Here is a 21,152-nt window from a genome sequence, read left to right on the forward strand (position 1 = left end):
TCTGCTGGCCGCTGAGCGGCCCGAGCGCAGTTCTGAGTGAGAGGCCTGCCCTAGCCTTGTGCGGTAGCTTCGGCGCCAACGCCTGAACATTTCACTGGGTCCGCGACGCTATGGGGACAACCTATTTCCGGTGGACAGGCATTAACGTCCTTGATTCGCCCTCTCCGCATATCATGTGGTTGACGGCGCCCTCGAGACGGCGGCCAGGAGACGCTTTGTGTAAGGGTGGGTAGAGGAGTCCAAGACGTCATCGGTATCGCCTTCCTCCACGATCTTGCCGTTTTGTAACACGATGACGCGCTCGGCCATCTGGCGGACGACAGCGAGATCGTGCGTGATAAAGAGCATGCTCATGTTGCGCTCGCGACGGATGTCACGCAGTAACTCGAGTACCTGCGCTTGCGCCGACACGTCCAGAGAAGCGACCGGCTCATCGCACAGCAGCAGCTGCGGCCGCAACGCTAGCGCTCTAGCAATAGCGACCCGCTGACGCTCCCCGCCGGACAAGGCCCCCGGCCGACGGGAGGCATACGCCGCGGGCAAACCGACGTCGTTAAGCAGATCATCAACGGTTGGTACCGACTCGGTCCCGGAGTTCAGCCGACACGCCTCTCGCAGTGTCGCACCAACCGTCAACGCCGGGTTGAGCGATGCGTATGGGTCTTGGAAGACGACTTGTACGCTAGCCCGGATGCGACGGCGGTCGGCTCGCGTCATGGCCCCATAGTCGGACGCATTGATTCCCGCGAGTTCGATTCTGCCGCTGTCCGCGGTCGTCAGGCCGAGTAGGCATCGGGTGATTGTGGTTTTGCCGGATCCTGTCTCGCCTACGAGACCCACCGATTCGCCAGGGAATATCTCGAACGAGACATCATCGAGCACGGTTATACGCTTCGATTCGAAGTGAGACGAGTGCAGGTAGGTCTTGCAAATCCCGCGGACGCTCGCGAGCGGGCCGCCAGGCTTTGGCTCGGCCCGAATCGGAGTGCCGATCTGAGGCCTTTCAGTTCTCCGCTGCCTCATCTCCGCTTCGATCTCATCGACGCGACGACACGCCGACCAGCGGTCTGCTCTGACCACGGATAGCACTGGGCGGGAAGCGACGCAGAGATCCTCGCGCCAATCGCATCGATCCGCGAACGAACACCTGCTGGCCACCGCATCAGCGGGCGGCACATGCCCTGGAATAGACGGTATGCGCGCCACGTAGTGAGTGACTGGAAGATCTGCCTGAAGCAGTTTCAGCGAATAGGGATGAGTTGGCGATTCATTTAGTAGGCGCGCCGGCCCACGCTCAACCACCGACCCGGCGTACATCACCTCAACCGTGTCGCACAATGAGAAGGCGATGCGCAGGTCGTGCGTAATCATGATGAGGCCCATACCGCGTTGACGTTGAACCTGTTTCAATAAAGTCAGTACCTCGTCCTGGGTCGTCACGTCCAGCGCGGTAGTCGGCTCGTCTGCGATCAAGAGGTCCGGGTCGCCTGCCAGAGCCGCAGCGAGCGCGGCGCGTTGACGCATACCGCCTGAGATCTGATGTGGGTATCGGGTCATCACATCGGGCGGCAGGCCAACCTCGGCTAAGCGCCGGCCGACCTCGGAGCGGAGTTTCACGCGAGAACGACCGTTGCCTTGTGCAAGTGACTCCGCGATGTGCCCATATATGGTCTGGAGGGGGTTCAACATGGTAAACGGGTCTTGCATCAGCAGGCTTATGCGGCTCCCACGAAGGCGCCGCATATCACGGTCGGATAGTTCCAGCAGGGATTGCCCGCCAAATGTCACGCGGCCGGTTGCGGTTAGTCCTCGGGGGAGCAGACGAACGAGGGACCTCGCGGTCAAGGTCTTGCCGCTCCCTGACTCGCCCACGATTCCGAGTGTCGCGCCGTAGCCGAGATGGAGGCTTGCATCCTGAACTAGCGTTTTCGCCCCCGACCCGCTTCCCGACCGAATCGTCAAATTCTCCGCGCAGAGCAGAAGATCGCTCTCCCGGGCGCCTGGTGCTGCGGTACATCGTTGGTTGATCACTTTCATGGGCGTGCCGTTCGCATCGACAGTCGGTCGTACGCCCAATCACCTAAGAGCGTGGCGCTCGTGGCGGTCGCGATAATTGCAAGCGCGGGCCCCAGCGAGATCCACGGATTGAGCGTGATGTAGGCCTGACCTTCAGCAATGGTCCCGCCCCAGTCCGGTCGGCCAGGCGCGAGACCCAGGCCTAAATACTCGAGGCCAGTGAATCCGATCATCGCGCCGGTGAAGTCCAGCAAGAAGGTCGTCACGAGGACAGGCGCGATATTCGGCAGGAGATGCCTAACCATGATGCGCGTGGACGAGAGGCCAAGGGTCCGTGCCGCGTCCAGGTACGCCAATCTGCTTTGCGCGAGAGCCGCGCTCCGGCATAGCCGAGTCTGGAATGGGAAAGACAACAGGAGGAGAACTGCGGCGGTCAGCCAGTAGCCGCCGCCAGCAACGCCGACGACCACGACGGCGACGAGCAGTCCAGGCAATGTGTACATGACGTCGGTAAACCGGCTAATTGCTATGTCGATAGCCCCGCCGCGAAAGCCTGCGAGAACGCCCAGTGCCGCGCCGATCGCAACGCACCCCGTGGCGACGACGATCGGGCCGAGAACCGCCGCTGCGGTACCGACGATGATCCGAGACAGGACGTCGCGACCCAAGTCGTCAGTGCCGAGAACATGGCCGTTGCCCGGTGGGCGCAGCGTTGTGAGCAGGTTCTGCGCTGCCGGGTCTTGAGGTGCCAGGAGTCTGCCGAAGATGGCCAAGATCACGATCGTGAGCAAGACGAGCGCAGCCAGGGCGACGGTGATCGGAAGACGACGCTTAGAAGTCATTCCTTGATCTGGCGAGGAAGGCGCAAGGGGAACATCCACGGCCATCGTCATACCCCTCTCGGGTTTCGAGTTCGAGGGTCGAGGGCTAGGACGAGCATGTCGACGACGAGATTAATGGTCAGAACCACTAAAGCAATAACTAGCGCGACACCTTGGGCTACAGGTATGTCTTTGTTCTGGATAGAGGTGACAAGGAGCGATCCGACGCCCGGAATTGAGAAGACCTGCTCGACGATTACGGTCCCCGTCATGGTGCCGATTGCTAATAGACCGGTGACAGTCACGATCGGCAGGGAGCTGTTCCGCAATGCGTAGGGCACCATGATCCGCCAGGGCGATAGTCCGCGCGCACGTGCGAAGGTTATGTAGTCCTGGTCCATAACGTCCCAGACTGCTGCGCGCGTTTGCCTTACAACAAGAGGGGTCAGACTAACCGCAAGCGTGAGAACGGGCAGTGTAAGGTGCGCGATTCGGTCCGCAAAGCCCTGCCCTACGCCAAACACCGGGAACCATCCCAGCTTCACACCGAAGGCGAAGATGAACAGTATCCCAACGGCAAACGCTGGCGCACTCATTCCGACCACGGACAGAGAAGAGAGCGAACGATCGATAAGACCCCCCCTACGGACGCCTGCAGTAAAGCCGGCTGGGACGCCGAGAAGAACCGCTACGGTGAGTGCGAGTCCGGCGAGTTCGATGCTCACGGGAAGTCGCTGCGCCAGCAGACTGGTCACCGATTGATCGGATTGAACCGACGTCCCCAGATTGCCATGCAGAATGTCGCGCATCCAATGCCAGTACTGAACAAGGAACGGGTCGTTGAGATGGTAGGTGGCGGTGAGCGATTGGACGAGCTCGGTCGTACGCGGTCGATTGCCGAGGAGCGCGTCGATTGGCGAACCGGGAGTTATCTGAAGTAGCCCGAAGATCATAAAGCTCACGACGATGAGGAGCCCGGCGACCGCCATTAATCGCCGGACTGCGAACCTCAGCACTTGCTGCCTCCTGGTGGACGTTGAAATATTGTCGCGGTGCGTCAGCTGAGCAAGAAGGGCAATCCACCGTTCTGGACGTCGGCGAGGCTCGCCGCGCCGGACAGCGTGAAGCCGCCGCTAACCGCGAATGGCCACGGCGCATTGAACAGCGCTACGTACGGCAAGTCGTCCGCCATCTGGGTGAGAATGGTTTGGGTCGCCTGCCACCGGGCGGACCTATCCGGAGACTTGGTGAGGACACCCCACGCCTGCTCGACGTTCGGCGGGTAGTAGTTCGCGGTGTTGGCACCGTTTGGCACCGCATTCGCCTTGCCTACGAGAATTCCCAAGAATTCCGCTGGTTCCCCAGTCCCTGCGCCTGCTCGGCTCGACAGCTGCATGCCGAGGTCCTTGTGCGCGTACAGCTGCGCGTAAAACTCGCTGAACTGCAGGGGCCTAAGTGTCACGGTGATGCCGATCGACTTGAGCGTGTGTTGGATGCTCTGGGCGGTCACGCTCGACGGATTGTCGGATGCTAGGTAGGGCAGTGTTGTCGTGAAGCCATTGGGATACCTCGACTTGGCCATCTCGGTCTTGGCCTGATCAAGGTCATAGTTGTATTCAGGCAGACCATCGAGGAACTGCTGGGCGGCGCTCAGTGACGGGGCGACAGCGCCCACCTTGCTAACATCGACCACGCTCTGCGCGACGTTTGCTTGGCCGTGATAAATTGCGTTCACAAGGCCGGAGCGATCGACCGCATGTGCGATAGCGTTCCGAACGTGCACGTCGTCGAATGGCGCACTGGCCACATCAAAGGATAGGTAGGTTACGAGCGCTGGCGGTAGCGAGTAGATCGTGGTGCCGGAAATTGCTTTCCACTGTGCAATCGTCGCAGGGTTAGTGATGAGTGCCCCTTGGATCGATCCCGATCTCATGGCTAACTGCGCCGTGTTGTCACTCGTGATAACTGTGAACTTGAAACTGCCAACCGCTGGCTTCGGACCCCAATACGTAGGATTTTGCTCAAGCGTGACGCCATTGCCAGTCCAGGCTACGAGCCGATACGGGCCGGTGCCAACCGGCACGGCGCTCTGCGTACCGAAGTCCTTAGAGTTGGCTTGCGCTTGCGACTGATCGTAAACGAACCCACCGCTCGCGATAATTGCGCGCGCCGTCGGGTCGTATGTCTTGAGCGTTACCGTGACCGTATTCGCGCTCGTCGCTGCCACCGACTTGATCGAAGTCAGGAATCCACCGTAAGGCGTGCCGGACGCGAAGTCTCTAGTTAAGCTCCACGCGACATCCTGAGAAGTGAGCGCGTCTCCGTTGGAGAACTTAACGTTTGGGCGAAGTTGATAGACGATGGTCGTGTCGCTGGGAGTCGTGACCGAGGTCGCCAGGCTTGGATTCAGCTTGCCATTGGCACCAAGCCGCTCCAATAGGTCGTTTGTAAGGGCATATATCGGTTGCGCACCGTTGGCGGCCGCCTTGCTGACATCCAATGAGCTGATGGGTGCCGACAATGCCATCGTAAAGGCCTTACCGTGTGGCGAAGGCGTCTTCGACGCCGAGGACGATCCTGAACTTGTACATGACGTCAACGCCACAACGAGCGTTGGAAGCGCGACCACTGTGAGCAATCCTGCTCGTGGACGATTCTTGCGTGCATGCGTTCCCATCCGGTCTCCCTTAAGTCTCTTCATCTGAGTCTCGCCCTTCCTCACCTGTTCGACATATCGAAAGCGCATTCCTGCTGCAACAACGAACCTCCGATGGCCTCCCGATCACCGCGGTAGACCCGTGCAACCAGCGCCCTCGCCGCTGCCGGCGAGGGGACGTCGCGTCTGCTCGGCTCCGGTTGGTAGATGAGTGTGCGCTCGCGACCGACCACGGAGTTCATTCCGATCCACGAAAGAGTGGGGCGAATGCTGTTCAACGCCACACAGTGGGGTCGGCCGAACGCCAGAACTCCACGTTGATGGGTAAACACTGGCCTTCCATCCGGGCGGCGGCCCGGCTCGTGGTGGGGTTGAGGACGGGTCGGGGCGTCTCTGCAAGTGGTCGTGGCGATCATGGCGCAGGTATGCGTCGATCGAAGTGAATGGTGAACGCTTTCCAGGCGCGAGCTCTGCGTCCCGACGTTTGGCCGCCGAAGCCGTCGAGATTGCGGATGGCGAGGTAGAGCACTGTGGCCCCCGCGGCTGCGGGCAATCGAGACACTGCGGATGCGCCAGGTCATCGGCTAATCGACCGCACACCGCCGCTGCCGTCAAGATGTTCTTCGTGTCGCGCACCGAAGGCGCCGGCTGTCCCCGATTTCGCTGCGACGCGCATACTTGCTCGCACCTCAGCGACCTGGATCGCCTGTCCGACGAAGATCGAGACCCGCTCGCCCAAGGTGTTAGCTATGTGCAGGCACGCCTCCGCGGGTGCGGTGATGGGCATCGCCTGAGAGACCTCGCGAGCTGCGCGCAAGAACGGGTCGTAGAACCGACCGATGGCCGGAGCGTCGTAGCTGTGCTCCTCCGCCAACGCACTGCGCCCACCGTTGGTGCGGCCACTGTCATTTCGAGCGCATTGAACTCGAAGTTGTCTGGGCCGACTCCGGTAGGCCATGCGGGTGTCGTCGCTGGCCTCGACGCGAAAGCACATCACCGATCGGCCGGTCGTAGGTGTCTGTCATGACGGGGTGGATCCACACGATACGGGTGCTCATCGATACTCCTCTTGTTGTGGTGGGTCGAGCAAGAGTCGGTCCAGGCCGCGGACCAGGCCGGCGATTTTGCTGACGGCCCCGTAGGGATGTGCACTGTCGCCGGTGTCCGGAGGAACTCGTTCGGTAGGCGCAGCACCGCCTCGGTCTGCCATCCCAAACCACCCAGGGGTACTGAGTGCAACTGGGTGGCGGCGACCGTCGCACCCTGCGCGCATCACATTGTCCGGCCAGCTGCGCCACGCGTAATGCCATTGCGGCGCCCGGGCGCCGGTCATCTGCACTGCGAGTTCGCCGACGGTTTCCTTGGGGCATTGGTCTTGTCGGCGGCGAGCGAAAGTCGATGTTCTCCGAGGTGGGCAGGAAGCGGGCGTCGAGGCAGGCGGCTGCCTGGGCCAACGCGGCAGTGAGGGAGAAGTTGCGGTCCCGCTGACACCGATGGATTGCGCCTCGTCCAGCCTTTCGAACTGATCTGCGGCCCTCGGGACGAACCGAGTACGGTGTTAACCCCAGCGAGCACCCCTTCCAGGGCGTGAGGAAAAGCCGAAGCGTGACCGTATCGTCGACCAGCGCGTCGCTGTCAGGACGAGTGGTGAGAGCCTCAGCAACGCTTGGCGTAGACCTCAACCAGCCCGTCTGTGCCGGTCACTGCCAGCCGTTGCCCGGCGGCGGACCGTGCGGACGCCAGAGATCAACGTGAACCCGAGGGTCGGTTACCAAGGCTTCGGCGACCACCCTACCCGTACGACCGATTAGGCCAGTCAAGCAAACATTGATCATCAACGAGCGGTCAGCGGTCGGAACTGCGCTAGCGGGAGCGGTGCAGCCCCTGCCGATCGCGTTGACGGGCTCCAGAGTGGGCTGGTCGGGCGATTCGTGGTCTTCAGGCCGGCCCGAGGGATGTAGGCGACGGCGCAGGTCCGCCAGTCGAAGCCATGCCCAGCCAACGCTGCAATTGAACGCACCCGCTTCCGGCGCGTCGGCCTCAATCACGCCCACGTGACCGAGCGATGTGACAGACATAGGACAGGCTAATCGGAACCGCATCCATGATCCGGACCCTTTCGGGACCAACCCTCCCAACCGCGTTAGCAGCGATAAATGAACGTATCGCGTGGGTCGGCGCCCGCGCGTTGGCTGATCGTCCACGGCAGGCATGCGTGCGCCGCTTATGTTGGTTTCTAGACGCTCGCACTTCCTGGCGCACGAGCACCGAACTTCGCAGCTGTCGAGGCCCCTCGCGTTGAGTTCTTTGACACGACAAGCCGCCTTGCGTTCTCGTCGGCGTCAATCAGCCTGCGACCGGCGCGGGGTGTTGAGATCTCGGTGGGAGTCCTACCAGCCGGAATGACACGCCACAGGCGCCCTGGGTCGTCGAGGCCGGCCGAGAAGCCCGGTAGTCGATCGTTGACGTGACGCGCGACTGCCTTCAGGTCAGGATCGCTCCCCCGTTCGGTTACGGCTGAAAGTCAGCCGGCGTCGTGGCTGAGGCGCTGGCGTGCAAGGCTTAGCGCGGCGGCGAGCGGGGTTATCCCTTCGCGGGCGGCGGCGTCGAGCAGCAACTGTGTCGTTGCGCCGATGCCCTGAACCCGCGCCGAAACTGTCACCGCGTCCATGCCTTGGCTGTCGGCGAGGATCGCCGAGATCGCACCGCCGGCGTTGACAACAAAGTCCGGCGCCCAGACGATGCCGCGGGACGCGATCAACTCAGCAGTCTCTGGGGAGGCGAGCTGGTTGTTCGCTGGCCCGATGATTGCCTTGCAGGTTAGGTCGGCGACGCCAGCAGGCTCTAACAGACCTCCCACTCCTGCCGGGATGAGGACGTCGGACGGCTCGTGAAGCGCCTGCTCAGTCGTTGGAATCCATCGGGCGCCGAGGTCATCAGCGAGCCGAGATTTTCTAGGGTCGACGTCGGTCACCGTGACCTCCCCGCCGGCCGCCACGAGACGGGCTGTTAGGCGGGAACCGACCTGTCCAAGCCCTACCACAGTGAAGGTGCGGCCGGCCGGCTGGCGCGAGCCGAACACCCAGTTCAGGACTACTTCAAGCGCGGCGTAGACGCCGTTGGCGGTGGGTTCCGCCGGTTCACCTGCACCGCCAGCCGAGCTGGGGAGCCCGAGCGCGTGTTGCGTGCGTTCGCGCACGACCATGATATCGGCGGTGGACGTACCGATGTCTTCGGCCGTTCGGTAGATGCCTCCGAGCATCTCCACAGCGTCGCCTAAGTCGAGCAACGCGGCCCGTCGCCGGTCGGGCGTCAGTTCCTCCCCCGGCGACAGCGCGATGACGGACTTACCGCCCCCCGTGGGGAGGCCGGCAACAGCACACTTCACTGTCATGGCGGCGGACAGTCGCAGCGCATCCAATGCTCCTTCCCGCCACGTGGGGTAGGACCAAAGCCGGCATCCGCCGAGTGCGGGACCCAGCTTCGTGGAGTGCACAGCAACTGTGATGGGGATTCCGGAACGAGATCCTCTGCTGACGAGGACTCGTTCGTGTTCCCAGTTGCTGAAGTCCAGTGCCACCTCGGTAGGCAGCGTCGCCGCGGTCATCGGGCCGCTCCATCCAGCGAATCGGGAATCGTCGACGGGCGTTGCGTCAGCGCTTCCGCGAGTGCGGCGTGGTAACGGTCAATATTGTTCATCTTGATCTCCTCGTAGCCTCGGATCATGGTGGCCAGTCCGGCAATTTCGACGGCCCCGGTCAGCGACTCGGCCGTCAGTTCGCGCAGTAGCTGGTGGATCAACTTTCGATATTCCTCGATGAGGCGCCTCTCCGTGCGTCGAACGACGGTGGCGCCGAAGGGGTCAAATATCGATCCTCGCAACCGTCGGGCCGCGTACAGGGTTCTAAAGATCGGGTCGAACCAGGGGCCGAGGGAGACCTTTCTTTGCAGCCCGAGCGCCCGGAGCAGCGGTGGGTGCAGCTGGTAGCTGACTCGCGCGTCGGGGCCGAACTCTTCGGCGAGCTCGGAGCGAAGTTCGGATCGCAGGCTCAGCCGCGCCACTTCGTACTCGTCTTTGTACGCCATGAGCGTGTACAGCGCCGTTGCGACCGTGTCCGTGAGCGAAAGCTCGCTGTTCAGCGGCGCTTCCACGGCTCGTACGCCTTCCACATCGGTGAGATAGCGGCGGGCGTATGCAGTGTTCTGGTACGCGATCAGTTCGAGAACGCGGCGCAACACGGTGGCGTACGCCGGGTCTGCCGTGCCCAAGCCCGTGTGGGCCGCGACGAGGGCAGCCGCAGTCTCCGTAGCAGCGGAAGCCGTACCGGGGTCGACGCTAGATTGCGCCGCTTGTGTTGTGGCCTCCGACGAGATGAGCTGGGCCCGGCCAAGATCGAATGCACGGAGGTTCGCTTCGACTTCGATCCCGTTGAGTTCCACCGCACGCTGGATCGCGGCTACGGTCAAGGGCAATGTGCCGGCCTGGTACGCAGCCCCGACAACGATCATGTTTGCGTACTGCTCGGAGCCGAGGTGGTGGACGGCTAGCTCGAACGCGTTCAAGTAGATGGTGCGGGCGCATGCAGCGTCGATGGCTGATCCGAGCTTGTGCATAATAGGGAACTGCACCGATGTATTCGTGACCATCCGACCGGTCGGCACCTCAGACGTGGACACGACTGCCGTCGTGTGATCCGGGGATGCGGCCCGTAGATAGGTGGGATCGGCAGCGACCAGCGAGTCGCATCCGAGATAAAGATCGGCGCCCCCGTCAATTAGTCTGGCCGCGCGAGGTTCGCCGTCTGCGGTGATGGTGAGGTCGGAGATGACGGCGCCACCCTTCTGCGCAAGGCCGGTCTGGTCCAGACCATGCGCAAATTTGCCGTCCAGCAGCGAGGCCGTCGCAAGGATCTGTGCCACGGTGACGACCCCTGTACCGCCGACGCCTGCGATCCGCACGCGAATCCGATTCGGGTCGCCACAACGTGAGACAGGATCAGGCAGCGGGGCGGTCGCTGGAACAGATCGGGGCACCCGCTTGTGCTTGCGTGGGGCGGAAGGCACATCCACGGCAAGGAATGATGGACAGTCGCCGGTCAGACAGGAGTAGTCGAGGTTACAGGTGGACTGGTCGATGCGGGTTTTACGTCCGAAGTCGGTGTTGACAGGCTGCACCGACAGGCAGTTAGATTTTCGTCCGCAGTCGCCGCAGCCTTCGCAAAGGCGTTCGTTGATCACGATGCGCCGGTTGGGTGTCTCGGCGGTTCCGCGCCGCCGCTTGCGTCGCTTTTCCGCAGCGCACTCCTGGTCATGGATGAGCACGCTCACGCCTGTCACGGCCTCAAGACGTTTTTGGACGGCGGCGCTTTCGTCGCGGTGCCGCACCTCGACGCTGCGCGGCAAACCCCGGCGAATGCGCTTGGGTTCGTCGGAAGTCACGATGATCTGCGCAACGCCCTCACTTTGCAGCAGGCTCACAAGGTGGGGCAGAGGAAGCTCCCCGACAACGTCTTGCCCGCCGGTCATTGCGACAGCAGAGTTGCGCAATAGCCGGTAGGTGATGTTGACGCCTGAGGCTACCGCTGCGCGGATAGCCAGGCTGCCGGAGTGCGCGAACGTGCCGTCGCCCAAGTTCTGTATGAAATGCTGCTGCGCGACGAACGGCGCCATTCCGATCCATTGGGCACCCTCTCCACCCATCTGGCTCAGGCCGGTGACGTCGCCGACCTGCTCGGGCGACATGAACAACACCATTGCGTGACAACCGATTCCGCCGCCGACGAGCGTGCCGGCGCTAGCACGGGTAGAGGAATTGTGGGGGCACCCGGAGCAGAAGTACGGCTCCCGCCGCTCGGCGATATGCAGCGTGGTGCGTTGCCTTACGGCGGATGGCGTGAACGCTTGTACCGATGGCAGGTCGAGGTGGGCGCTGATGCGTGCCGAAAGCCCTACTGCTGCAGAGACCGGGTCCAATTCGTTGACCGGGGTGAACAGCGTCCGCCCATCTGGACTCCGTTTACCGCTAATCGTAGGGGCGCCAGCGCGGCCGTAGAGGGCGCTCTTGATGGCGTCCTCGATGAAGGGCCGCTTGTCTTCGACGACGACGATCTCCGTCAGACCGCGGGCGAAAGCTAGCATCTGCTCCGGGTCGAGGGGATAGACAGCGCCGAGTTTGAGCAGTCGTAATCCGTAGCGCTCAGGGTGTCGTGGCTCGAGACCAAGAAGATCGAGCGCACTGATCACGTCGAGGTATGTCTTGCCCGAAGCGACGATCCCGATCGTCGCTGTCGAGTCTCCGGACACCACATTTAGGCCAGATCGGCGTATGTACTCTACTGCGGTCGGGAGCCGGATCAGGATCTGGCTGCGTTCGAGGTTCATGAGTTCCGCGCCGAGCAGGCGAGCGGACGGTTGGTGGCTGTAGGCCGCCCTAACGCCGGTCATATCTGCTCGTTGCCATGGGCTCGGCGCAAAGGTACGGGACCCGTCGGCGACCGCTGTGGCCACCTTGACGGCGGACCACAGCCCGCTGGCGCGGGAGAGCTCCACTGCGTGCAAGCCGAAGTGGATGATTTCACTGGGGTCGGCTGGCGCGAGGGTCGGCATAAGGAGGTCCGCGAGCGCGTACTCCGAGCTACAGGGAACGCTTGAGGACTTGGCACCGGGGTCGTCTCCGACGAACGCAACGGCCCCGCCGGCGGCCGCCGTGCCGATGAGGTTGGCGTGTCGCAGCGCGTCAGTTGCGCGGTCGAGGCCGGGAGCTTTGCCGTACCAGAAGCTGCTGATTCCGGCGGTTTTCAGCGTTGCAACCGTGGCGGCGAGCTGTGTGCCTGACACGGCCGTTGCAGCGAGTTCCTCGTTAAGAGCCGGTACATGAACTACCTGGTGATCGACAAGCAGGCGGGACTGGCGGCTTAGCTCTAGGTCGAGTCCGGCCAGGGGCGAACCTTCGTATCCGGACACATAGGCGGCAGACCTATGGCCGGATCGGTGGTCGTATCTCTGTCGTTCCAGGATCATCCGCACGAGGGCCTGAATGCCAGTCAAGTGGATAGTTCCTGGGTCGGTGAGGTACCGCTTGTCGAGGTCGTAATCAGCCCGAGGCAGCTCAGGACAGGGCGAGGGTGAGGTCACGGGCACCTTCATTCAACAGGAGCACTCGGGCAACAGCAGATCTTGCCCAGCTGGTTCCAGAAGTGTAGGAACTAGAGGATCATTGGCCGAGTGTTAGCGATAGTCTTCTGGTCAATAGCCCACAAATATTGGGCCAATCGCGCTTTGGAGTGGCCGGGTGAGCATTAACCGCAACGCAGTAGACCTCGACGACATAGATTTCGCCCTGCTTCGGTTGTTAGTCGACCGGCCTCGCGACGGGATGCGCGAGTACGCGCGGGTTCTGGGGGTTGCCCGCGGCACCGTACAGAACCGAGCAGCCAGGCTGATTCGGCAGGGCGTGGTGCGCAACTTCGCCGCGGACGTGGACCCTGCGGCGCTGGGCTACCCGGTTCTCGGGTTCGCGCACTTACATCTTGCCCAGGGCCGACTGGAGGCGGTCAGCACCGCACTGGCGACGATCCCGGAAGTGATAGAGGCGCATTCCATCACTGGCGACAGCGACGTGTTTTGTCGCGTTGTCGCACGCCATCATCTGCACTTGGAGGATGTCGTGCAGCGCATTCTCGGCTTGCCCGGCGTCGTGCGCATTCGCACCGAGTTGGCGCTTCATGAGCGAGTCGCTCGCCGGATTCTGCCGTTACTTGACGGACCGGTGAATGCGAGCGGCTGACCTACCCGCACAGCAACGGTGAGCGAGCGCGTAACGTTCGCGCTCCTAGCCCCTTAGGGTCGTCGACCCGGCCCTGCCTGATCCCGTACTCGCTCGGCTAATCGCGGGTGGTAGTACGGCGCGGTCGCGTCGAATGGACATCACCTTCGGTGCTTTGAACTTTCGGTGCGCGATCGCTGGTCCGCGCGTCGCCAGGCAGCCTGCCCGGTGCACGCTTCACGGTGTCGATGGCCTTTGCGATCAGTGCATCGAACTCGATGGTCGCGCTATTGCGTGCGCTCAATCCGCGGAGCAGGTCCCGAGCGAACAGAGTGGCGATCTCCTCGACCGATTTAGACCCGTCCGGCCGGTACCACGTCCATGCGTAATTGCACATGCCAAAGACCTGCAAAGCAGTCATCTCTGGGTCGGAGCTGTTGAACGCCCCTTGGCGTACACCGGCACGGATGATGCCGACCAGGGTCTTCGTGTATCGGGTGCGTTCTGTGCGCACGTACTCGTTGAGTCCGCCGTCGAAGAGACGGACAAGCTCCCTCAGGCAGGCCAGACTCGCCGCTCGATCGTCGCGGTGAGCGGCCAACAGGGCGTAGATCATCGCGACCACCTGGGTTACTGGGTCGTCGAGTTCGGACTGGATGTAGGCAGTCTCGGCGAACCGTCGTCCGAAATAAGCGACGTGCACTTCCCCGAGCAGCGCTTCCTTCGTCGGGAAATGGTGAAAGATCGTCCCCTTCACCAGCCCGAGCTCGGTCGCAACCTCGGCCAGGCTCGTCTCGGCGTAGCCACGATCAGCTACGTGCTCAGCAAACACGCGAAGGATAGCGTCCCGCGAACTCGCCTTCGGCCAACGACCCGCCACCGCGCCACTGTATCCGTCTCGCGCCGGTCGCCGTTATCAGTGACGCAGCTCGCAAAGCATGGCTGACTGGTTGGTCAGTCAGTTAGTTTCGGCTCGACCATAGGGCCCGATGTTGTGAGGGAGAACGCCATGCTTGTAGTTCCAGAAGCTCCCCACCTCGTCGGCAGTATCTGGAGTGGGCCTGTCCGCGTTGCCGGATGCGACGTAGACCGCGGCCCGGTCATCGACGCGCCGACCGACCGGCGGCCGACCCTCGTCTGGCAGGACGTACGGGCGGTGCACGGTGTCTGAGTCGGGTTTCTCCTTCGGCGCCGTCCCGCTGCCCGGACTGCCGACAAGGGTCGCGATCTGCGAGGTCGGCCCTCGGGACGGATTGCAGAACGAGCCGACGATTCTGCCGGTAGAGGTCAAGGCCGAGTTCATCGCTCGACTCGTTGATGCCGGAAACACGATCGTCGAGACAACCAGCTTCGTGCACCCGAAGTGGATTCCGCAGCTCGCGGACGCGGAGCAGCTATTGCCGTCGATCACGCCCTCGCCTGGCGTCCGCTATCCGGTGCTCGTGCCGAACGAGCGAGGGTTGTCCCGCGCCATCGACCTTGGTGTGCGTGACATTGCGATCTTCGGCAGCGCCACCGAGACCTTCGCCAGACGCAACCTCAACCGAACCGTCGACGAGTCTCTGGAGATGTTCGCCCCAGTCGTAGCGCGCGCCCGCGAGAGCGACCTGTCAGTACGCGCGTACCTCTCTATGTGCTTCGGCGACCCGTGGGAGGGGGAGGTCCCTGAAACACAGGTAGTGGCGGTAGCCACCCGCATGATGGACCTCGGCTGCACCGAACTCTGCCTCGGGGACACGATCGGTGTGGCCACCCCGGGTCGCGTGACCCGCATGCTAGCCAGGCTCGTAGCCGCCGGCGTCGCCATCGACCGGATAGCCGTCCACTTCCACGACACCTACGGACAGGCGCTCGCCAACACCCTTGCCGCGCTGCAATGCGGTCTCACGACAGTCGACGCCTCCGCCGGTGGGCTTGGCGGGTGCCCCTACGCAGGCAGCGCGACCGGAAACCTCGCAACCGAAGATCTTATATGGCACCTCCACGGCCTCGGCATCGAGACCGGAGTCGATCTGCAGAAGTTGGTCGACACGAGCATTTGGATGGCCGAGTTGCTCGGTAGACCCAGCCGATCGCGCGTGGTAACCGCGCTCACCCCGTCCTGAATTCCTGATGAGACACTGATCATGGACAAAGAAACAACGGCCCAGCACGCTGAGCAAGCTGCGTCAGCCCCGAGGCTGTGCGCCCCGGCGATCAGTATGGAGGGAACGCAGCATAGGCCGAATGCTCCTACAGCAATCGTGCCGCCGGTAAACCCAAGCTCGGTAGGTCGTCCATCGTCGCGGCCCGCAGGCGGCTGATAGCCGGCAAGTGGCTAAACAGCGCCCCGCCAGGACGGTTCACACCAGCAGAGCCATGCGCCGCCCGAAGACAATGGCACGAGTCTCTGTGAGGGTCGACAGCAGCCGCCGCACCGGGGGCCGGCCGGCCGGACCAGTCACAGCGCATGGGCTAGGGGGTGGGCTGGATGTTGATCGAGACGATCTTCGCTGCGAACGAGATTGCGGAGTTCCTCGTCGAGTTGCGGGGGTACATTCGCCCGGGTTGATGCCGGCCTTCGGGACTACCGCTTCAGCCTGATCACGGCTTTCTCTGATCGCAATACCCTGGGGCTGACGCTTGGCTGTGAGCGGGCAGGATGCAGCGGCCATCAGGGGCTAACCGCCGAGCCGCCACGGCTGCGATCGCCCGATGCCTGGTTTGGCAATGGCTTCGCAAGGCGACAAGTCTGGACGGCGGCAGGGCAATTGACCGTCCCCTCCTAGGTAAGCTAACCGCCCTAGGAATACGCCACTGTCGAGTCAAATCTGCCAGGCGTGTACTAGCCGCTGGCGGATGCTGGCAATATCTTTGAAGCGACCGAAATCATGGAGGACCTTCGGCAATTTCCTACAAGCTGCGCGCACAGCCGATACATGGCGAAATGGGCGCAAACGATGGAACGGGCCCATCTGCGTCCACGGGCGAATCGACACGCCGGTCCGCGTCTCAATTACTCACGTCCGATTAGACCGATCCGCGGAGCACCTATACGAATGCCCATCCCGATTTGGGACGCGTACATCAAAGCTAAATAGAGGATGAACAAACAACGTCGTTCTTCGCCGCCCCCGCGATGGCGAAGGCCCCGACCTCTATAGTCTTGTCTACTGCCGAGCGGCAGATGTCAGTACGACGCAACGCTGGGCGGTCGGCAGCGTGTAACACGGGGAAATGGAATGCCAATTCGAATCAGCGACGGTACAGTACTGCATTCCTTTAACGAAACCATTCCGCGCGCCGCTTCGCACGGTGAGAAGTATCTTCGGGCCGTTGCGAACGGGGTTCAGGAATACGAACCTCCAGTCACAATGTCGATCGACTTCTTCTCATCGGGCGGATTTCGCTCTCCGCAAATACAATGTTTGGTGGTTGAGCCAACGAGCCCCCGCCTGCGTCACTATAAGGCAGCCCACTATGGCGCTCCCTCAGGCGCAAGCCTCAAGGTCGGCTGGTATCTCGTGGGTGCCGAGCGCGCAGGAGGACGCCAGATTGGCTATTTCAATCTTGGTGCAGCGACCGATTTGGATGTAGACGAAGTGATGTCCATCGTTGAAACCGTCCACACGTACGCGGTGCTTCCTGCTATCCAGCAAATTGTGGACTTGCTCCAGCATGGTCACCAACACCCAGGCGGTTTTCTCGGAGTATGAGTAACCTCGAAGCCAAGGAGATTTTTAGTTATGGGCGCTTTTTTCGGACTAATTTTTGGTCTTTATTTCATCGGCGTGATGCTAACGTGGCCATACTTTTGGGCTAAGAAGACAGACCGGTCCCAGGCACCAATAGTGCGGCGTGGTCTCGGTCTCGCATACGCATTCGGCTGGCCCTATCAGACGTTCGCCTACTTCAACGGAAAGCAGCAAAGTCAGGCTGCAGGCGCAGAGCGCAGCGTCGCTCACGACCGCATCATTGGAGGCGGCCCCCCGCAGCCATCCACGGATCGGGATGAGCCTATGCCTTTCAAAATCCAAAATCCGTTCGATAGCTAGAGTACTGAATCACCAGTTATGAATCCTCGCGCCGGTCGTCGTGCGGGCCCTATTGCCGCCCTCGAGTGGGCCTCCGATCCACCAATATGGACTGGTGATGGGCGGTTCTTGGAAGCTCCGGACTACTACTGGGGTGCCGCCGCGGTGGAGCTTCTCGCCGCCCCGAGGCTGGAGGCAGGTCAACAAGCGTCCTTGAATGGACACGAGCATCGTCAGCTCGCTGCGCGAATCGTTCGCAGCTTGCAGGCTTGGCAGAATGCGGGAAGCCTAGAGCTCCGTTACATCTGGGGTGGGACCGGGCACCGACTACGGGTGCTGATCATCGGACGAGCGCTCGGAAGCCGACTTGAGACAGCGCGCAGCTGGGCTGGCCAAATGGTCGAAAACGCCGTCGCGCTATTCCCTCCAGGCTACGAATTCAGCTCCGTCCAATCGCCGCTTCCAGCAGGCATCGAATCATGGGTCGAGATCGAGCGTGCAGAAGAAACCCGGGCTACCGGGCCCTTCGTGCCAACCGACGTAGCCAGTTACTACTACCTCATACACCCGTTGGGCGGCTCCGGCAGTGGCTGGCCAAGCTTGGCGAACGCGCTGGCCTCAATTGACCAACCGGGTTTCCTGAGCATCGTCCTCCTACCAACCGCGATGACTGACCTCGAGCGTCGGGCGGTCGATCACGTGTGTTCGATCGCGACCCATTTGGCAGCGCCGCAGCAAACCTACGACTTCTTCGGCAACCAGATCGTGAACCCACCGGATGCAGGCGCCCAGGCCGTCCTGGCAGCCTGGCAGCGATTCCCCGAGCGCATGGGTGTTCTGGCCCGTATCGGGGTAGCCGCGCCTAGGCATGAGCTGCAGCGGATTGCGTCGCTGGTTGGCTCCATCGTCACCGAAGGCACCGATCAGTCAGATAACCCGCTGCCCGCCAAATTCAGTCTCGTAAACGACGTCAGCGACTCTGAGGCCTGGCAGACGGCGACGCTCGGACTGGTCTTCCCGAGACGGCGCCACCCCGTCTGGTCGATGTCCGATGACCAGGCACCCATCACTTTGGAGCGCATGCCGTACTTCTTCAGTGAGCAGGAAGCGGCCGGTTTATTGATGCTGCCTGTGCCAGACGAACAGGGCGTTGCCGGGATGCCGTTATCACGCCGTGCCGCCGTCCACCGCGAGACGGTGACGGTGACCGGTTCAGCAGCGCCGGGGCTGCATCTTGGCTCGACGCTCCACCGCGGTCGGCGAAGCCGCCAGGTTGTTTTGCCGCTCGCGGCCATTAATCGACATGCGCTGATCGTCGGGGCATCAGGCTCTGGCAAGACGACCACGGTACTCAGCCTTCTCGTTCAGCTTTGGCGTGACTTCCGGATTCCCTTTCTCGTTATCGAGTCGGTTAAAACCGAGTACCGGTCGCTGCTCGGCACTGCAGGACTTGATGAACTGCTCATCGTCACACTCGGCAACGAAGGTCTTTCACCCCTGCGATTGAACCCCTTGGATCCACCCGCTGGCGTGCGCTGCGAAATACATCAGAGCGCCATCATCGCGTCGCTCAAGATGGCGTTGCCGCTATTCCCACCACAACCAGAGATCCTGGCCAAGGCACTTCCTGAGACCTACTACCGCGCCGGGTGGGACGACGACACCACCGGCGCCGATGGAGTTGCCCCGCCGACTTTGCGTGACCTGATGAATGTCTACCAGGCAGTCTTCGACAAGGCTGGCTACGAGGGGGAGGCTAGAAACATCGGCCGCGCTTTCAAGGTGCGTCTCGAGAGTCTCTTGCAGGGCAGTAGAGGCAAGCTGTTAGATACCGTGCGTTCATCAGATTTCCCGTCGTTGATGGCCCGTCCGACGGTGATCGAGATGAACGACATTCATGACGCTGACGAGAAGGCTGTGTTGGCGGCATTCGTGCTCGACCGAGTGCGGTCAGCTGCCAAACGGCGGGGATCCACCGGCGGCCAGCTCCGACATGTCACCGTGGTCGAGGAGGCGCACCGCCTACTTGCGAAGGGAAACCTTGGCTCGGACGATGCGGCTTCTACTGCACATGCACGGGCAGATTCGGTCCGGGGCTTCTGCGAAGCCATCGGTGAGCTCCGCTCACTCGGCGAAGGTTTCATCTTGAGCAGCCAGAGTCCGGGGGCGCTCGCGGACGCGGCCGTCGCCAACACGGGCACACGAATTCTGCACCGTATGGAGAGTTCGGTAGACCGCAACGCGATGCTCGATGACCTGGACGCAAGCGACCAGACCCGCGAGATTACCGCTCGGCTGACGAAGGGTGAAGCGATCGCCCGCTGGCCCGAACAAGATGAGATCGAACTAGTCCAAGTAGAACCCAGTCCTGGCGTCGACAGCGGCCGGCAGGTCCCGGATGAGACCGTCATCGAGCACATGGGTGACCTCCGCCGACAGACTATGCGCCTGCTGCCATATAGCCTTTGTGCGTCTGAAATCTGCGCGACTGGATGCCGTACGGACGTCCGACGTGCAGGCGGTCGTATCGCGGACGAGCTCGGCGTAGAAGCCCGGGAACTCTGGCGCGGCAACCTCGCTGGTACTGGCGACGCCGTTCGTCCGATCTTGGAGTTGCTAAGCAAGACCAGCGACCATGATGTGCAGCGAGCCTATTGCGGTGCCGTCCACCTCTCAATTAATGGTGATGCCTTCCGCCTACGCCCAGGCATCGACGACCGCCCAACACTTATTCAGTCAGCTCGCGAGGTGGTGCAGGATCAGCACCAGTGAAGCCAAAGAATCGAACGTTGAAGATTCACGCGAGGTCAAAGGGCCCGTTGAAACGGATACCGAACGGCTCCGCGCCGACGCCGCGGCCTGGGGCCGGGAGGTACTACACGGCTCAAGCCCGGAGTCAAAGGAAACCCCAACATCTGTCAGTAACGGCAGACGTTTAGAAGCCGGGACCCCGCCCGCTCGGTCACGCGCGACGCAGCCAGCTGACCACCGCAACTACGCAGAAATCGAAGACTCGGCTTCGGACCGAGGCGAAGTCGGCCTACCGAGGAACAACCGTGGCGACATCCCCCATCGGGACTCGATCCGCGAAGCTCTGGATGACCGGGTAGGAACCGATCAACACGCCGCAACCATCGCACAGCGGATTGGTGGCGGTCAGATACTGCGTGCACAACCTTACGACGGAACAGCTTCCGCGCATGAGCAGCGCCGCAGACCGACGCCCGATAAAATCCTTATCGAAGCCAACGAAGACCCCCGTGCGCACCAAAAGGCGCTACCCAAAGGTGAGCGGCGGCGCGAGTACCGGTCCGTTAGCCGCTCGCCAGAACTCTCCGAGGAGGCGCGCAGAGCGATTCACGACTACACCGTCATGAGGTACGCCGTAGTCAACGCCGCGCTGCGGTCAGGTGACTCCAGGCTGCTTGAACACAACAGGACTGAGATTGATGCGATCGACGTCGGATTGACCGACCTGCCCATATATCACGGACTTGTCGAACGGGGAACTGACCTCAGTCAGGAACAAGCAGCTCGCTATGTCCCAGGAAAGATCGTCACCGAGCACTCGTTCCTCTCCACGAGCCAAGAATCGCGAGAGACGTTTCCAGGCAACACGCATTTCTACATCACTTCGAAGAATGGCCGAGATGTTAGCGAGTGGTCGGCTGTACCGCAGGAAAAGGAAGTGCTATTTCAGCGAGGAACACAATTCGAGGTTCGCGCGAATCTCCTTGACCAAAATAGCGGTGAGCGTATAATCGTGCTTAGAGAAATAAACAGAAAGGAATAGTCATGGGTGCATTCGTCGACGAAGCCATGCGAGACCCGTACATACAGTCCCTCCCTCCCTCAGATCAGGCAGAACAGCGAAAGATCTT

18 protein-coding genes are annotated in these 21,152 nt (G+C 62.0%); 7 read left to right on the forward strand and 11 right to left on the reverse strand.

Annotated elements, in window-relative coordinates; all coding sequences use genetic code 11:
• Positions 1-171: 171 nt before the first annotated feature.
• The 10 genes from ACSMXN_RS21985 to ACSMXN_RS22030 all read right to left on the reverse strand — a co-directional run bounded on the left by ACSMXN_RS21985 (position 172) and on the right by ACSMXN_RS22030 (position 12,627).
• A complete protein-coding gene (locus tag ACSMXN_RS21985) occupies positions 172-2,037 on the reverse strand; it encodes an ABC transporter ATP-binding protein (RefSeq protein WP_022914392.1) in 1,866 nt (621 codons plus the stop codon).
• Positions 2,034-2,858 carry an ABC transporter permease gene (locus ACSMXN_RS21990; protein ID WP_035944273.1) on the reverse strand — a complete coding sequence of 275 codons (825 nt, stop codon included), beginning with the start codon at positions 2,856-2,858 and terminating at the stop codon, positions 2,034-2,036. The genes ACSMXN_RS21985 and ACSMXN_RS21990 overlap by 4 nt, the downstream gene beginning before the upstream one ends.
• Before the next feature lie 47 nt (positions 2,859-2,905).
• The gene (locus tag ACSMXN_RS21995) at positions 2,906-3,853 is read right to left on the reverse strand and encodes an ABC transporter permease (RefSeq protein ID WP_022914390.1); all 948 of its coding nucleotides are present in this window, start codon (positions 3,851-3,853) and stop codon (positions 2,906-2,908) included.
• Between the two features lie 41 nt (positions 3,854-3,894).
• A complete protein-coding gene (locus ACSMXN_RS22000; RefSeq protein WP_196811366.1) occupies positions 3,895-5,514 on the reverse strand; it encodes an ABC transporter substrate-binding protein in 1,620 nt (539 codons plus the stop codon).
• Positions 5,515-6,070: 556 nt separating this feature from the next.
• A complete protein-coding gene (locus ACSMXN_RS22005; protein ID WP_155958457.1) occupies positions 6,071-6,367 on the reverse strand; it encodes an aspartate/glutamate racemase family protein in 297 nt (98 codons plus the stop codon).
• Positions 6,368-6,398: 31 nt separating this feature from the next.
• A complete protein-coding gene (locus tag ACSMXN_RS22010) occupies positions 6,399-6,551 on the reverse strand; it encodes a hypothetical protein (RefSeq protein ID WP_155958456.1) in 153 nt (50 codons plus the stop codon).
• Positions 6,548-6,703: a hypothetical protein gene (locus tag ACSMXN_RS22015; RefSeq protein ID WP_022914385.1), complete on the reverse strand. Its 156-nt coding sequence runs from the start codon at positions 6,701-6,703 to the stop codon at positions 6,548-6,550. The genes ACSMXN_RS22010 and ACSMXN_RS22015 overlap by 4 nt, the downstream gene beginning before the upstream one ends.
• 490 nt (positions 6,704-7,193) lie before the next feature.
• Complete coding sequence (locus ACSMXN_RS22020) at positions 7,194-7,571, reverse strand: hypothetical protein (RefSeq protein WP_022914384.1); 378 nt, start codon at positions 7,569-7,571, stop codon at positions 7,194-7,196.
• A 446-nt stretch (positions 7,572-8,017) separates the two neighbouring features.
• Positions 8,018-9,100 (reverse strand): Glu/Leu/Phe/Val dehydrogenase dimerization domain-containing protein, encoded by a 1,083-nt coding sequence (locus ACSMXN_RS22025; protein ID WP_051148959.1) that lies wholly within the window; start codon positions 9,098-9,100, stop codon positions 8,018-8,020.
• Positions 9,097-12,627, reverse strand: a complete 3,531-nt coding sequence (locus ACSMXN_RS22030) for an indolepyruvate ferredoxin oxidoreductase family protein (protein WP_196811365.1) — start codon at positions 12,625-12,627, stop codon at positions 9,097-9,099. The genes ACSMXN_RS22025 and ACSMXN_RS22030 overlap by 4 nt, the downstream gene beginning before the upstream one ends.
• A 157-nt stretch (positions 12,628-12,784) precedes the next feature.
• Here ACSMXN_RS22030 and ACSMXN_RS22035 point away from each other — a divergent pair, with 157 nt between their 5' ends.
• The gene (locus ACSMXN_RS22035; protein WP_022914382.1) at positions 12,785-13,279 is read left to right on the forward strand and encodes an Lrp/AsnC ligand binding domain-containing protein; all 495 of its coding nucleotides are present in this window, start codon (positions 12,785-12,787) and stop codon (positions 13,277-13,279) included.
• A gap of 97 nt (positions 13,280-13,376) precedes the next feature.
• On the opposite strand, the gene ACSMXN_RS22040 is transcribed toward ACSMXN_RS22035, so the two are convergent.
• Complete coding sequence (locus ACSMXN_RS22040; protein ID WP_022914381.1) at positions 13,377-14,138, reverse strand: TetR family transcriptional regulator; 762 nt, start codon at positions 14,136-14,138, stop codon at positions 13,377-13,379.
• A gap of 129 nt (positions 14,139-14,267) precedes the next feature.
• Between ACSMXN_RS22040 and ACSMXN_RS22045 the strand changes: the two genes are divergently transcribed.
• The 6 genes from ACSMXN_RS22045 (at position 14,268) to ACSMXN_RS22070 (ending at position 21,064) form a co-directional block, all read left to right on the forward strand.
• Complete coding sequence (locus ACSMXN_RS22045; protein WP_022914380.1) at positions 14,268-14,429, forward strand: hypothetical protein; 162 nt, start codon at positions 14,268-14,270, stop codon at positions 14,427-14,429.
• Positions 14,422-15,363: a hydroxymethylglutaryl-CoA lyase gene (locus tag ACSMXN_RS22050; protein ID WP_022914379.1), complete on the forward strand. Its 942-nt coding sequence runs from the start codon at positions 14,422-14,424 to the stop codon at positions 15,361-15,363. The genes ACSMXN_RS22045 and ACSMXN_RS22050 overlap by 8 nt, the downstream gene beginning before the upstream one ends.
• A 536-nt stretch (positions 15,364-15,899) precedes the next feature.
• On the forward strand, positions 15,900-16,115 hold the full coding sequence (locus ACSMXN_RS22055) for a hypothetical protein (RefSeq protein WP_455407639.1): 216 nt from the start codon (positions 15,900-15,902) through the stop codon (positions 16,113-16,115).
• A gap of 364 nt (positions 16,116-16,479) precedes the next feature.
• A complete protein-coding gene (locus tag ACSMXN_RS22060; RefSeq protein WP_022914377.1) occupies positions 16,480-16,953 on the forward strand; it encodes a hypothetical protein in 474 nt (157 codons plus the stop codon).
• Between the two features lie 357 nt (positions 16,954-17,310).
• Positions 17,311-20,043 (forward strand): ATP-binding protein, encoded by a 2,733-nt coding sequence (locus ACSMXN_RS22065; protein WP_022914375.1) that lies wholly within the window; start codon positions 17,311-17,313, stop codon positions 20,041-20,043.
• A complete protein-coding gene (locus ACSMXN_RS22070) occupies positions 19,931-21,064 on the forward strand; it encodes an ADP-ribosyltransferase (protein ID WP_196811364.1) in 1,134 nt (377 codons plus the stop codon). The genes ACSMXN_RS22065 and ACSMXN_RS22070 overlap by 113 nt, the downstream gene beginning before the upstream one ends.
• The last annotated feature ends 88 nt before the right edge of the window (positions 21,065-21,152 follow it).

The sequence above is a fragment of the Parajatrophihabitans canadensis genome, assembly GCF_053764775.1.